The organism is Bacillus sp. XB1 (assembly GCF_053557995.1).
The window spans coordinates 2,068,543-2,085,273 of the sequence record NZ_JBNRIL010000001.1; the positions used below are offsets into that span (position 1 = coordinate 2,068,543).

Annotated in this window: 2 protein-coding genes; one reads left to right on the forward strand and one right to left on the reverse strand. The window is 36.9% G+C overall.

All coding sequences use genetic code 11. The annotated features are described in order from the left end of the window. Position 1 precedes the first annotated feature (1 nt). Complete coding sequence (locus ACK1U5_RS10555; RefSeq protein WP_448814820.1) at positions 2–15,040, forward strand: cell surface protein; 15,039 nt, start codon at positions 2–4, stop codon at positions 15,038–15,040. 112 nt (positions 15,041–15,152) lie between these two features. Here the strand turns inward: ACK1U5_RS10555 and ACK1U5_RS10560 are convergent, their stop codons facing one another. Then, positions 15,153–16,700 carry a hypothetical protein gene (locus ACK1U5_RS10560; protein WP_000006064.1) on the reverse strand — a complete coding sequence of 516 codons (1,548 nt, stop codon included), beginning with the start codon at positions 16,698–16,700 and terminating at the stop codon, positions 15,153–15,155. Between the last annotated feature and the right edge of the window lie 31 nt (positions 16,701–16,731).

The following is a 16,731-nucleotide window of genomic DNA, read 5'->3' on the forward strand; positions in this document are numbered from 1 at the left end:
CATGCCCATTACAAATCGATTTTCTACCACCACTAACGGCGCACTCGCTATTACAGGTAATACTTTAGGATTAAGTAAAATTAGTAATCAAAACCGTGCTGGTACAATCGGGGCAATTGGTGCGTTTATAACTACGAATACCGCTTTACAAGTACCTACTTTTCCCGCAGGTACAACGTTAACCTATACACAAAATAGTTCTACCGCTATTTTAAATATCCCTGCTGGTAGCACTATTCTTTACGCAGAACTCGTTTGGGGTGGAAACTATTTATCTCGTGATCAAAACATTACGAGTGTTCTAGGTAATCCCGTTTCATTTACAACACCCGTTTCAACATACTCAATTACTCCTTCAGCTGTTACAGCTTCAAATCAAACGTTCGTTTCAAACTCTATTACATTTGGCTTTTATACTCGTTCAGCAGACGTAACAACTCTTATTCAAGCTGGAGGTTCTGGTTCTTATACTACAGGAGCTGTCCCTGGACTTGTTGATCCTTTAGATGCTTCAAATGGATCCATTAACTCGGCCGGATGGACACTCATTGTCGCTTATCAAAACGGGACATTACCTGCAAGAAACTTAACCATTTATGTAGCTGGTAACCGTGTTTCTGCAGAAACTGGTAGTGCCGATGTATCTGTTTCTGGATTTTTAACACCTTCAGGAGGACCAGTAAGCGGGAGATTATTTTTAAGTTCTACCGAAGGAGATGCAGATTTAACCGGGGATCAAGCTTTATTTGGACCAAATTTCAGTTCATTAAATGCTTTATCTGGACCAAACAATGCTATAAATAATTTCTTCGGTTCTCAAGTTAATAATGCTGCAGGAAACTTAGATACAACAGGGACATTTGGAACGCGAAATCAAAGTGCTTCTACAAGTACAAACATCTCCGCAGGAAGACAGGGCTGGGACATTACTTCCATTGATATTTCTCCTTATTTAACAAACTCACAAGTATCCGCCGCAATCCGTTTAACTACTAACGGAGACGCATATATGTTAAATACAGTAGGCTTACAAATTAATATAAACTCACCAAATATACAAGCGACGAAAAGCGTGAATAAAAGTGTTGCTGCAATTGGAGATATTCTCACTTATACAGTTACTATCCCTAACACCGGGCTTCTTCCTGCCAATAACGCTATTTTTATAGATAGTCTCCCTAGCGGTACTTCTTTTATACCCGGCACTGTAACAGTAGATAACGTACCACAAACAAATGCTAATCCTGCAGCTGGTATATCTCTTGGAACAATTAATAATGGTGCTTCTCGTACAGTAACTTTTCAAGCTACTGTCGTTTCTCTTCCAAGTCAAAATCCTATCTCTAACACTGCTAATATTACATTTCAATATACACCAATCGCCGGAGGAACAACTTTTAATGGTCTTGCAACAAGCAACTCTGCTGGAACACAAATTAACCTCGCAGATATTAATGGAACAAAATCAGTTAACAAACTTTTTACCGATATTGGTGAAACATTAACTTACAGTATTGCCTTAGCTAATATAGGAAATATCGCTGCAACGAATGTGATATATACGGATCCGATTCCTAGCGGGACTACTTTCATTCCAGGGAGTGTAACTGTGAACGGAGTTACTCAAGCTGGAGCAAATCCCGCTAATGGTATATCAATTGGGTCAATTGCCGCAAATTCCACTACTACTATTTCATTCCAAGTACTCGTTCCTTCTATCCCTCAAACAAACCCAATATTAAATAGTGGAACAACAACATATCAATACATTCCTGTACCTAATCAACCAGCAGTAAGTGGGACTGATAAGACAAATATTGTCTCCACTCAAGTGAATAATGCTACTGTAACAATGACGAAAGCAGTAGATAAAAATTTTGCAGATATTGGTGATACACTAACGTACACCGTTTCCTTTACAGCTACAGGTAATACAAATGCGAACAATGTTATTTTTACAGATGTCATCCCTACTGGAACAACTTTCGTTCTAAACAGTTTAACAATAGATGGCACGACACAAGTGGGCGCAAATCCCGCTAACGGTGTGAATATTGGATCCATCCCAAGCGGCACAACAAAAAATGTTGCATTTCAAGTAGTAGTAAATACAATACCCGCGTCAAATGTCGTATCTAACGGATCAAGTGCTTCTTATCAATATACCGTCAACCCTAGCCAATCACCCGTTACAAAAAACATTTCTTCTAATCTCGTTTCCACTCAAATTAACAATGCGAATGTAACATTAACAAAATCAACTAACAAACAATTTGCCACAATTGGCGAAACGATAAGTTATACAATCCTTATTACAAACAGTGGAAATACGGCCGCTACTAACGTTCAACTAACAGACCCACTTCCAAATGGAACGATATTAACTCCTGGTACTGTAACACTAAACGGAGTTTTGCAAAATGTAGATTCTCTCGTCGCTTTACCTATCGGCACAATTCCTGGCGGGGCTACTTTTACCCTTTCTTTCCAAGTAACAGCCATCAATATTACGACCCAAAATCCTATCATTAACAATGCCTTCGCTTCTTATCTATATACTGTAAATCCAAATTTGCCACCGACTTCAAAGACAGCAAATTCTAATTCTGTTACATCAACAATTAGACTAGCAAATCTCCATGCTAATAAATCTGTAGATAAAACGTTTGCGGAAGTTGGCGATGTATTAACTTACACCTTCGCTCTTACTAACGATGGGAATGTTGCAGCGAACAGTGTATTACTATCCGATTCAATTGCGAATGGAACCGCCTTTGTACCAAATAGCGTTATAGTTAACGGTGTTACTCAACCAGGCGTTACACCAACTAGCATCAATATTGGTAGCATCAATGCTAATACTACAATTACAGCTTCATTCCAAGTAATAATAACTAGCATTCCAAATCCAAACCCTATTTCAAATAGCGCTTCCATCTCCTATAACTTTATTGTTGATCCAAACGCTTCACCTGTAAGTAAGAACACTACTTCAACCACTACATTTACTCAAGTAAACGATGCAAATGTCATTTCAGCCAAAACAGTGGATCGAGCGTTCGCTACCGTAGGGGATATATTAACTTATACTGTTACTTTGACGAATGCAGGAAGTGTTTCTGCTGATAGTCCTACTTTCGTAGATACGAATCCAGACGGTACTACCTTTATTCCAAACACTTTTCTTATTAATGGTGTACTCCAAAATAACGCAGATCCAAATATAGGTGTTCCGCTACCTTCCATTGCTGCTAACGGTTCACTTACCGTCTCTTATCAAGTAACCGTCACCTCTTTACCAACACAAAATCCAACATTAAATTCATCTAGTACACAGTATAGCTTTATTTTAAATCCGGGCGATCCACCAACTGTAGAAACATCTGTAAGTAACACTGTAAGTACACAAATTAATTTAGCAAATGTAGTGATTGTCAAAGAAGTAGATTTAACTATCGCCGATGTCGGGCAACCAATCACATATACAATTTATTTAGCTAATCTTGGAAATACTATAGCAAATAATGTTATTGTTACCGATATAATCCCTAATGGCACCACAATCGTACCAAATAGTATTTTTATAGGTGGTGCTTTACAACTAGGTGCAGACCCTAGTACCGGTCTTCAAGTCGGCTCCATTCCTTCAGGTGGTTTTACAACGATTGTTTTTCAAATAAGTGCAAATGGGCTACCTTCACCAAACCCAATTCAAAACAGCGCTTCACTTCAATATAGCTTTATCGCTGATCCAAATTTACCTGCTCTTGTTAGAAACGCTGCTAGTAATATAGTAACTACACAAATTAATACTGCTAATATCGTTGCTACAAAACTAACGAGTACAAACTTCGCTGATGTTGGTGATGTCATACTATATGCGACTATTTTAACAAATAACGGGAATATCCCTGCTGCTAATGTAACGTTTACAGATATCATTCCAGCTGGTACCCTCTTCATTCCTAATACTGTAACGATTAATAATGTCCCTGTAGCTAACGCAAATCCTGCTACCGGCATTTCAATTGGTACAATAGGAGCGAATTCATCACGCACCGTTGCATTCCAAGTTTTTGTACCAACTATCCCTGCTGTAAATCCAATTACAAATCAATCAGGCACAACATTCCAATATACGTATGATCCATCCAAACCTGCTGTGATGCAGATGGTTGCTTCTAACACTGTACAGACAACTATTAATAACGCCTCAATTGCCGCTACTAAATCTGCAGATAAACAGTTTGCTAACGTAAATGATATTATTACGTACACGACTACTTTAACGAATAACGGGAACACACTTGCATCAAATGTAATATTTACAGATGTAATTCCAAACGGGACATCATTTATTGCTAATAGTGTTACTGTAAACGGGAATACACTGCCTAATGTAAATCCAGCAAGTGGAATTGCCATTGATCCAATAAATCCGAATGCAAATACGCTCATCTCGTTCCAAGTACAAGTAAATTCTATCCCGAATCCAAATCCACTCCCGAACCAAAGCAATACAACGTACCAGTACGTCGTAGATCCTAACTTACCTCCATCATCCGCCAATACGTTAAGTAACGTAATAACAACTCAAATTAATAACGCTACTATTGTCGCTACTAAGTCTGTGAATACACCGACAGCTGCAATTGGCGATATCGTTACCTATACGATTGCAGTAACAAATACAGGTAATACTCCTGCTAGTGCGACTGTTTTAACGGATGGGCTTGGTGCAGGAGCTTCATTTATCCAAAACTCCGTAACGATCAATAATGTCCCACAACCAGGATTAGATCCATCACTTGGTATTCACTTGGCAGATATTTCGCCAGGGGATACTGTATTTATTACTTTTCAAGCACAAATTTTAGCGATACCACCTAGTGGCACATTAACAAATAATGCTCTTGTAAATTATGAATATACCGTGAATCCCAACCAATCACCTGCTGTCAATAGTACAATTACGAATACAACGGTTACTCCAATTATTGATGCTACTCTTTCTATAAATAAAACTGTCAATTCAACATTCGCTACTATTGGAGATACACTTACTTTCACTTCTACCATTACTAATTCCGGTAATACTACCGCAAACAATGTTATTTTTACAGATGTAATTCCAAATGGTACAACGTTTATTCCAAATAGTTTTACGGTAAATGGAACAACTATTACTAATGCAAATCCACAAAACGGTATCAATATTGGTAACTTGAATTCAAATGCATCTGCTACACTCAGTTTTCAAGTAAACATTACAACACTTCCAAACCCGAATCCAATCCCGAACAAATCATCGCTTCAATATAGCTTTATTGTAGATATAAATGAACCGCCAGTTTCACGAACAGTTCAATCTAATAAAACTTTTACACAAGTAAATACTGCTTCCGTTATCGCAACAAAAACTGCAAGCAGTGCTTTTGCTGCTGTTGGAGATACAATTACGTATACAACTATCCTCACCAATAGCGGAAATACTTCAGCAAACACACCTGTTTTTATCGATATATTACCACCTGAACTTTCATTCGTTCCTGATAGCGTACAAATTAATACAATCCCACAACTTGGATTTAGACCAGATAGCGGAATCTCTTTAGACTCAATTCCAGTTGGAGGAACGACAACAATTAGCTTTCAAGCTATCGTTGGCTCAATACCAGCTACAAACCCAACTTTGAACCAATCTAGCACAACATACTCGATCATTATTGATCCTACCCAGCCGCCGGTGACAGAAACAGCTACAAGTAATCCAACTTTAGTTCAAATTAACGAAGCGATTATTCAAGCAACGAAAAGTGTAGATCGACTATTTTCTGACGTAGCACCTGGAAATTCCTTTTTAACGTATACTGTTTTATTGGATAATATAGGAAACGCAACTGCTACGAATATCATTTTTACAGATCCGATTCCAAATAACACAGTATTTATAGAAGATAGCGTTCGAGTAGGCGGAGTTTTATTGCCTGGAGTAAATCCAGCGAATGGGATACCGATTGGGGATATTATTGCTGGAGATTTTATAAACGTTACCTTCCGTGTGCAAGTAGTTAGCATTCCAAATCCAATTTTCACAATTGGACCAGGCGGACCAAACTCACCGGTTGTAAACAGCGCTTCCATTAATTATCAATTTATGACAGGTCCAAACTTACCACTCGTTTCAAGAAGTACGACGTCCAATCCAGTTTCGACACAAATAAATTCTGGGGAAATTGTGGCAATCAAATCTGTAAATAAAACTTTCGCAACAATTGGCGATACAATTTCTTATACAATTACATTAAGTAACCCTGGAAATGTCACTTCACAAAATATAATTTTTACGGATACTTTACCTGATGGAACGACATTCATATCTGGCACTCTTACAAACGATTCTGGTACACAGCAAATCGGAAATCCAGCTAACGGAATTCAGATTGGAAATATAAACCCAAATGGAACGGCCGTGATTACTCTTAACGTACTTGTTACAAACATTCCAAGTATAAATCCAATTTCTAATTCTAGCTCTGTACAATTTGCACATGTGGTCGATCCTAGCCAACCTGCCGTATCACAAACAAATGTATCTAATGCAGTTTCGACAACTATCAATAGCGCAATTTTAACAACCAAAAAAAGTGCTGATAAATCTATCGTTTCAGTTGGAGATACGATTACGTATACAACTACTATTACAAATACCGGAAATACAGCCGCAACGAATATTACTTTCACAAGCGCTATTCCAGCTAGCACTACCTTTATACCAAATTCAGTCACAATAAATGGCGTTCAGCAGTCTAGTGCGCAACCAGCACTTGGAGTAAACATACCAAATATCGCTCCTGGTGAAACAGTAACTGTTACTTTCCAAGTAAATGTTATTTCTGTTCCCCCTTCCAGTTCAATTATGGGTAATGACACAATTTTATATTCTTATACTGTTAATCCAAACAGCGCTCTTGCTACTACCTCTACTTCAACGAATATTGCTACAAACCCTGTATTAAATGCTATGATAACGATGGTAAAATCGGTCGATCAAACCCTTGTAACACTAGGCGATACCATAACCTATACGACAATTTTAACGAATAACGGTAATACAAATGCAACGAATATTACTTTCACGGATCTTATACCAAATGGTACAACATTTATTACTGATAGCGTTACAATAAATGGACTCACACAAATTGGATTGAATCCTAATACAGGCATAACGATTGGATCAATTGCTCCTAACAGCTCAATATCTATAGCATTTCAAGTTACCGCTACTTCTACCCCTGTTCAAAATCCTATTGCCAATTCCGCTACTGCTTCTTACACATTTATTGCTGATCCCAATGCACCTATTGTTTCAAGAAACGTTACTTCAAACACAGTGTTTACTACGATTAATACAGCTACCATTCTTTCATTAAAACAAGTCGATAAATCCTTTAGTCGTATTGGAGACACACTCACTTATACTGTCGCTTTAACAAACAATGGAAACTCATCTGCACAAAATGTTATATTCACAGATACCGTGCCAAGTGGAACTACATTTATTGCAAACACATTTTCTATTAATGGAGTTCCTCAAAGTGAGGCGGATCCATCGAACGGTGTGAATATTGGGATAATAACAGCCGGGACTACAGTAACAGTTTCGTTCCAAGTTACTGTTACATCATTACCAACCGAAAACCCAATTGTAAATTTCTCATCAACATCGTATCAATTAGTCTCACCACCTGACTCAGAAACTTCAATTAGTAATCCTGTTTCAACACAGATTAAAGAAGCCATATTATCTATGACGAAAAATGAAAGTGTATCCTTTGCAGATATCGGGCAAACTGCTTTTTATACTACTTCTATTACCAATATAGGCAATACCGATGCAACTAATATTGTATTCACAGATGCATTACCAAGTGGACTCACATTTGTTCCTAACACATTAACTGTCGATGGTGTTTTACAACCTAACGCGAATCCAAATACAGGTGTATTACTTGCAACACTTCCACCAAATGAAATATATAGTATCGTCTTTCAAGTTACAGTGAACAGCATTCCTCCTAGTAACCCTGCACCAAATACAGCATCAACCACGTATGAGTTTACTGTTAATCCAAGTAATCCGCCGGCATCGAGTGCAGCTACTTCCAACACTACACTTCTTCAAATAAACAACGCAACTATTATTACCACAAAAACAGCAAATCTTACTTTTGCGGACATTGGTAATACAATAACATTTACACTTAACCTTCCTAATACCGGGAATGTGACCGCAACTGATGTAACTATTATCGATATTCTTGATAGCAATTTAAGTTTCGTTCCAAATAGTTTCACAGCTAATGGGCAAACCATTCCAAACGCCGATTTATCAACTGGTGTAAATATTGGTTCCATTAATGGTGGTAATACGGCAATCGTTACATTCCAAGCAACTGTTATTACACTTCCAACACTTAATCCTATTTCTATTTCTAATTCTGCTTCTACCACATATCATTATGTCGTTGACCCTAGCCAGCCACCTATTACAACTTCCAATCAATCTAATACAACGACAACACAAATTAATAGCGCTATCCTTACTGCACAAAAAAATTCAAATGTATCAACGGTAGATATCGGGCAGGATATTACCTACACCGTTACAATTACAAATGGCGGAAATGTTAGTGCAACGAATGTTATTTTTACCGATCTTATTCCAGACGGAACTTCCTTTGAACCGAATAGCTTTACACTGAACGGAACTAGCATCCCAAATGCAGACATCATTACAGGCGTTCCAATCGGTGATATCGCGCCAAACGAATCTGTCATCGTAGCATTTCACATTATCGCAAATGAAATTCCGCCTATAAATCCACTTACTAATCAAGCTAGCGTTAGCTTTCAACATATCGTTAATCCAGCTAATCCTCCAGTTTCAAAAAATATTATTTCTAACAACGTGACAACCAAAATTGAAAGTGCTATTTTAAATACTATTAAAATAGGAGATAAAACTTTTGCAACGATTGGTGATACGATTACGTATACAACGACTATTACGAACACAGGCAATATTCCTGCTAACAACGCTATATTCTCAGACCCTTTACCATCGTGGACACAATTTGTTGCAGGATCAGTTATTGTTGATGGCACTCCATTACCATCCGCTTCGATTATTAACGGTGTTGGCATAAATACAATCAATCCAAATCAAACTGTTACAATCATATTCCAAGTACAAATCGTAAGTAATCCAACAACGTTCACACCTGAACTCCAAAACTTAGGATTTGTTAACTTCCAATATAACGTAGGCAATGCATTACTGGCTCAGCCTGGCAATGTGGAAACGAATGTCTTCGTTACTTCTATTAATACAGCCATACTTTCAGCTGTAAAAACTGCTAATACAGCCTTTGCAAATATTGGAGATACGATCACTTATACAGTTTCGATTCAAAATAACGGCAATACAAACGCTACGAATGTAAATTTCTCAGACCCAGTTCCAACTGGAACGACCTTTGTTGAAAATAGTTTTGCTGTAAATGGAAGTACCATTCCAGGCGCAAATCCAAATAACGGAGTGAATATCGGAACAGTTAGCGCAGGTAGTTCCTTAACCGTTACTTTCCAAGTCATAGTTACATCTACTCCACCTTCAAATCCGATTACAAACGTAGCATCTATTCAATACGCATTCATCGTTGATCCGGCCTCTCCTCCTGTTACAGGCACGATAAATTCTAATAGCGCTTCAACACAAATTAATAACGCGACTGTTACAACTGTTTTACAAGCAAATCGTTCAATTGTATCTATCGGGGATGTAATTACGTATACAGCATCATTAACGAATACTGGAAACTTCCCTGCAAACTCTGTATTACTCATTAACGGAGTTCCTGAAGGAGCATTATTTGTTCCAAATAGTGTTACGCTCAACGGGATTTCACTTCCAGATGCAAGTCCAACTCTCGGTATTCCAGTTGGTATTATCGCACCAGGTGATTCCGCTACTATTACGTTCCAATTTCTTGCAAGTTCTATTCCACCGCAAGGAGCGATTATAAATCAAGCACTTACAAGTTACACGTATATTGTCGATCCAAGTCAACCTCCTGTTACAGCAACATCCTCGTCTAATACGGTTAATACAGCTGTTGTTGATGCATCGTTATCCGTAATTAAAAGTACAGATTCTCTCGTACAATCTACTGACGGTACAATCACTTACACAGTAGTCGTTCAAAACAACGGAAATACTACTGCAAATACAGTTACTTTAACAGATTTGGTCCCAGAAGGAACTGCATTTATTCCGAATAGCGTAACTATTAATAGTGTTTCCGTTCCAGGTGCCAATCCTAACGTAGGAATACCATTAAACTCCATCGCACCGTCAGAAAACGTCACTGTAACATTCCAAGTTATCGTTCAATCTATTCCAAGCGTGAACCCAATTTCTAATACAGCCCGTATTGACTATACTTTTATCGCCGATCCAACTGCTCCTATCATCTCTCGAACAATTACGTCTAATCCTGCTTTCACACAAATTTCGGATGCGACTATCCTTTCTTTAAAAGCAGTCAATGCACCTCAAGCAACAACAGGTGATATTTTGACTTACACAATAACACTAGAAAATACCGGAAATATTCCAGCTGCGAATCTCATATTTTCAGATACGATTCCCCAAGATACTACATTCGTAGAAAATAGTTTTACACTTAATGGAACAACTATACTTGGTGCCAATCCAAATGTAGGTGTTACTTTACCTACCTTAGCAGCAAACGATACTCACCTTATTTCGTTCCAAATTCTTATTAACGATTCATTCTCGCGAGAATCGATTACAAATCAATCCAATACAACATATACAATCCAACCAGACCCAGGGCAACCGCCTATTACTGAAACATCTACTAGTAATATCGTCATTACAAATTTCGTGCAAGCACAATTGACAATTACAAAAACATCCAATCCAACAACTGTAGATATTGGCGGAACTATACTTTATATTTCTGAAGTGAAAAATATCGGTAATGTTGACGCAATAAATATTGTTTTCACAGATTCTATCCCAGCTGGGACTACATTCGTTCCTGATAGTGTCACAATTAACGGTGTCCTTCAGCCAGGTCTAAATCCTGAAAACGGAATACCGATTGGAACAATTCCAGCAAATAGTTCCAAAACGATACTATTTCAAGTGCAAACAAATAATCCACCTACTGAAACCGAAATTGTAAATCAATCTTCAGCAACTTACCAATATGTAAGTATCCCTACAGCCCCACCAGTAAATCGCTCTGCAAATTCTAACATTGTTACAACATCACTTCAAAACGCAAATATTATTTCTGTTAAAAGCGCGGATGTAACTTTTGTATCAATCGGGCAAATTATTACCTACACAAATACACTACAAAATATAGGAACCGTTCCAGCTAACAATACCGTGTTCATTGATAACATTCCGGAAGGTACTATATTTATTGAAGATAGCTTAGCAATAAATAATGTAACTCAGCCTGGCGCTAATCCTGAAAACGGAGTAACTCTCGGCACGATACAACCAAATGAAACAGTCACTATTTCATTCCAAGTACAACTTACAAATATACCAGAGGGCAATACAGTCATTAATATTTCAGACACTTCGTACGAATACCAAATTGACCCTAGTTCTCCAATTATTCAGCGTAGATCGTTATCAAATGCAGTAAATACTGAAGTGCGAACGGCAAATGTTAGTGCAATTAAATCCGCTAACAGATCCATTACACGTATCGGTCAAATCATCACATATACAGTCGCAGTTACAAACGCCGGTACAATACCTATTACAAATACTCTCCTACTTGACGCAATTGCTTCTGGCACCACATTCGTTCCAAATAGCATTCTTGTAGATGGCGTACCAAGACCTAACGAAAATCCAATTACCGGTATTAATCTTGATATAATTCTTCCAAATAATACGATTATTGTTACGTTCCAAGTAAGCGTAGTCTCTATACCGCCACAAAATAACATTAATAATATCGCCGTCATTCACTATGAGTATCGACCAGACCCAAGCGGACCACCAATTTCAGAAACAACCTCTTCCAATAGTACAAATATACAATTTATTGATGCTATTCTTATTGCTACAAAATCCGCTAATACTGTATTAGCTAACATTGATGAAACCATTGAATATACAGTATTCATTCAAAATAATGGATCGACTACAACTAACTCCATCTTTTTTACAGATACTATAGCGGATGGAACAGTATTTATTCCAGGAAGTGTAATAGTTAACAATACTGTACTTCCTGCAGCAGATCCGAATATCGGCTTTTCCATTCCTAATGTCGTAGCAGGTCAAATGGCTACAATAACATTCCAAGTTTCCGTTACGAATTTACCTGCTGTAAATCCAACACCTAATACTGCAAACATCGTTTACGACTTTATTTTCAATCCTGACTTTGCGCCAATTCAAAAATCTACTACTTCCAATACTACTTTCGTTCAAATTAATGATGCTGATATCATTTCACTTAAAACTGTTGATTTGACCTCTGTAACAATTGGTGACATTTTAACTTATACAACAACTTTAACGAATACAGGGAATACGGATGCCACTACTGTTGTATTTACAGACAATATACCTGATGGAACAACCTTTATTGATGGTAGCGTTTTAGTAAATAACATTCCTCAGCTTAATGCCAACCCAAGTGCAGGTATACTTGTAGGAACGATTGCTCCTAATATTTCTATCCCAGTCACATTTTCTGTTACCGTCGTAGCTCTTCCTGCTAGTGGCCATGTTCAAAATCAATCAACTTCTCGTTATACAATAAACGTGGAAGAACAAATATCCACTAGCAATATTACCTTCACTGAAGTTATTTCTGCTAATGTAATTGCGACAAAAACAACACCTATCCAATATGCTGACCTACAAACTATTATCCCTTACACTATTTCCATTACAAACAATGGGAATATACAAGTAGAAAACATTATTGTTACAGATATCATCCCAGCAAATACGAGCTTTATAGAGAATAGTGTTATCGTGAATGGCAACGCTCGGCCAAATGACAATCCACTTAACGGTATACAAATTGATAACATTCCGCCTAATACGACAGCAACCATTCTATTCCAAGTACGGGTTACTTCGATTCCACAAACAAATCCAATCTCTAACACGAGTACAATTGAATATGAATACACGGTACCAAATCGACCACCTATTACCGAAACTATTATTTCATCAGCTGCTTTAACAGAAATTAATCATGCGAATTTGAATAGTAATAAAGCTGTTGACCTTGCATTTGCAACGGTTGGTGATACGTTAACGTATACGATTACACTAAATCAAACCGGTAATGTTGCAGTAAATGATGTAATCATTCAAGATATTATTCCTCAAGGTACTACGTTTATAGAAAATAGCGTCATTGTAAACGGAGAAACTCTTCCAGGAGTGAATCCAGTAAGCGGCATACCAATTGGTACTATAACTATTGGTGGAGATGCTATCGTTTCATTCCAAGTAACTGTGACTTCTATTCCAACACCAAATGAACTAAACAACAACGCAATTACTACTTTTAACTATATAGTCAACCCAAATAACGTACCTGTTACAAATACGACTACAACAAATACTGTCAAAACTACTGTCCAAAATGATAATGTCATTGCTTTTAAGTCTGCTGATGTAACAAACGCCTTACCTGGTCAAACTTTAACGTATACAATTACGATTACGAATAGCGGTAATGTAACGATTGAAGACCTTCTTGCCATAGACGCCGTACCAATAGATACGACTTTTGTTGCTGGTAGTGTTACGATTAACGGAATCAATCAGCCTAATGAGAATCCTGAAAATGGTATTACGTTAGGAAATCTTGCTCCTAATGAATTTGTTATTATTACGTTCCAAGTGACAATATCTTCTTCTACTCTTCAATCTACAATTAATAATGATGCTTCTGTTTCCTATACCGTTATCATTGATCCAACAAAACCACCTATTACAATTACAAAGCAAACAAATACCGTTACAACGACAGTCATTGATCCAATGGTTCGTATTGAAAAAACAACTGACAAATCTATTGTCGTTATAGGAGATATCATTACATTCACATTAGCGGTATTTAATCACTCCCCAATTCCGACAATCAGCACTTCTGTTATAGACACAATTCCAGCTGGTACAACATTTATAGAAAACAGCGTAACAATTAACGGTACTCCCGTTCCAAATGTTCGTCCAGACACTGGTATTAATATCGGCTCTTTACCTGCAGATTCAGTAGCAACTATAACATTTCAAGTCCTCGTAACTTCTATTCCTTCAAACAGTACAATTATAAATTCTGCAACAGTTACCGCTGCCTTTCAATTGACACCACAGGATCCAATTATTACTTTCATTGTTAATTCAAATATCGTTCGTATACCAGTTCAATTTATAACTACAACAGTCACGAAAAATGCTTCCGTCAGCTCTGCTTATTTAAATCAATATTTTGATTACACGGTGCGCATTACGAATACTTCCAAAATTTCACTCTCAAATATTTCATTACAAGATACTATTCCAGCAGGTTTACAATTTATAAACGGCACTGTCTTTATTAACGGTGAACGCTCTCCACTAGCGAATCCGAATATCGGTTTCCTAGTCGCTACTAATTTGGAACCAAACGAAACAATTATCGTGTTATTCACAGTACAAGTAATAAGTCCACCTGTTAATAATCCCTTTAAAAATACAGCCAATATTTCGTTACAACTTCAAGTCTCACCTACCGACCCACCAATTACAGTAACCGTTACAAGTAACGAAAACATCGTCACCTTTGTTTCAGAAAATCCAGATGAAACACTTCCAAATTTAAATTGCTTCTTTGACGGTGAGCGCTTCATTCGTATTACTCCTCGAAATGTACGAAATTACCTTTGGACTTGGATTTGGTGGAAGTAATTGAAACAAAAAAGAGATTGTAGTTTGGTTGAAACCAAATTACAATCTCTTTTTCATTACCTATATTCCACTACGTTGTAACTCGTCCAATGATATACGATTAAACACCATCTCAAGTTATTTTAGTCGTAATAAGTTGGCCAGCTTCATTAATAGTAACTTTCCATTTCACTCCACTAGCAGTCTTCATGATTATACCTTTACTTGCCTCTATTTCAATATCTCCAAACATTCTTCCTCCAGTTGTCGCTAACCAAGCACTCCCATTTTCCATAGAAGATCTTGCAAAGATACGATTAATTCGAAAACGCTTATGGTCTTGAGAATAACCACTTAATGTAATTCTAACTTTATATAACTGACTCGCCTTCATATTCGATATAATTGTATCGCCAACATTTAATGGAACATCCAACGCGATAACCCAACTTCCAGTTGCACTTAATGCATATTCAATTTTAATTTTCTTTGGACTCTCTCCCCACCCAAAATACATTCCAAAACAATTTAACATTTGTATTGGTTTTTTCGTAAAATCCAGTTCAATTACAACTGGATTACTATCTGGAACGTCAATATAGTTTACACTTTGTTCATCTATTAAATTAAAGCAATTTGTGAGATTTCCCCCGTACGGCACTTTTCCACTTACTTGCTTAACGTTATATTTCTGCTGAGCATTTACTAAAATATCATCTTGATTTCCTATTAAATGAGGTCTATTTAACGTCAAAGGTAACTGAATTCGTAGAGATTCTTCATAAGTAGACTTACAAACATTGTATTGTCCTTTATCTACAATAGTTGTCGAAAGCAGATTTGAAAAAAGGTAGTTACGATGAGAATTGGAAGAAAATTCAATGACAATTTGTTCACTACTCATCCGGTACGTATCCCAGATCATACAATCAAATGTATTATACGCACCTGAACAACGAATTACTTTGTTCGTTTGTTGTCTACATTGCACTTGAATATCATGAAACGTATTTCCTGAACTTTCATTTGGCAAATCACTATTTCCATCTACTTCAATCCCATACACACATCCATCAATAAATATAGATTGAAATACATTGGCGTTAATCCAACAAGGTGTATTAATATCATCTATATACTCTGTTTTCAAATATATTGCAGTTTGAAAGTTTTTAATTTGAATAAATTTAACTTGAAAGAAACTAATATAATCCCATGCCTTTTGACAATAAAAATGTATAGCTTTTCCTTTATACGATGGAGTTGTATTTATTATATTTATATTTGATATAACAGATTGATTAGGTACTTCGATTTGTTGTGAACCAGAAACATAAATAACAGCAGATTGAAACAATGGATTTATAACTTGAATAGTACCACCAACTATCGAAGCGTTACTTTGTAGCTCAAATGCATTAAAATCTCCATCAATTTGCAGCGTTACGGTAGGATCTAACTCTAATCTTACGTTTGATTTAATAACAATCGGCTTTACAATTTTGTACGTATTTACTCCTGTAATTTTTACTGTCGAAATTCGGTTAGCTACACAATAATCAATAGCTTGTTGAATTGCTAATGAGCTATCATTTACCGAGTTTGGAACTGCGCCAAAACAATCAATGTGAACGCTACTTTCTGGCGCACAATCTTCTTGGGAAGAAATATATTCTGACAAAATAAATTCACTCCTCATATTACCTTTTTTC

Excerpts from the sequence above, each read along its gene's own strand:
- ACK1U5_RS10555 (WP_448814820.1), top strand. The coding sequence starts at position 2 with ATGCCCATTACAAATCGATTTTCTACCACCACTAACGGCGCACTCGCT.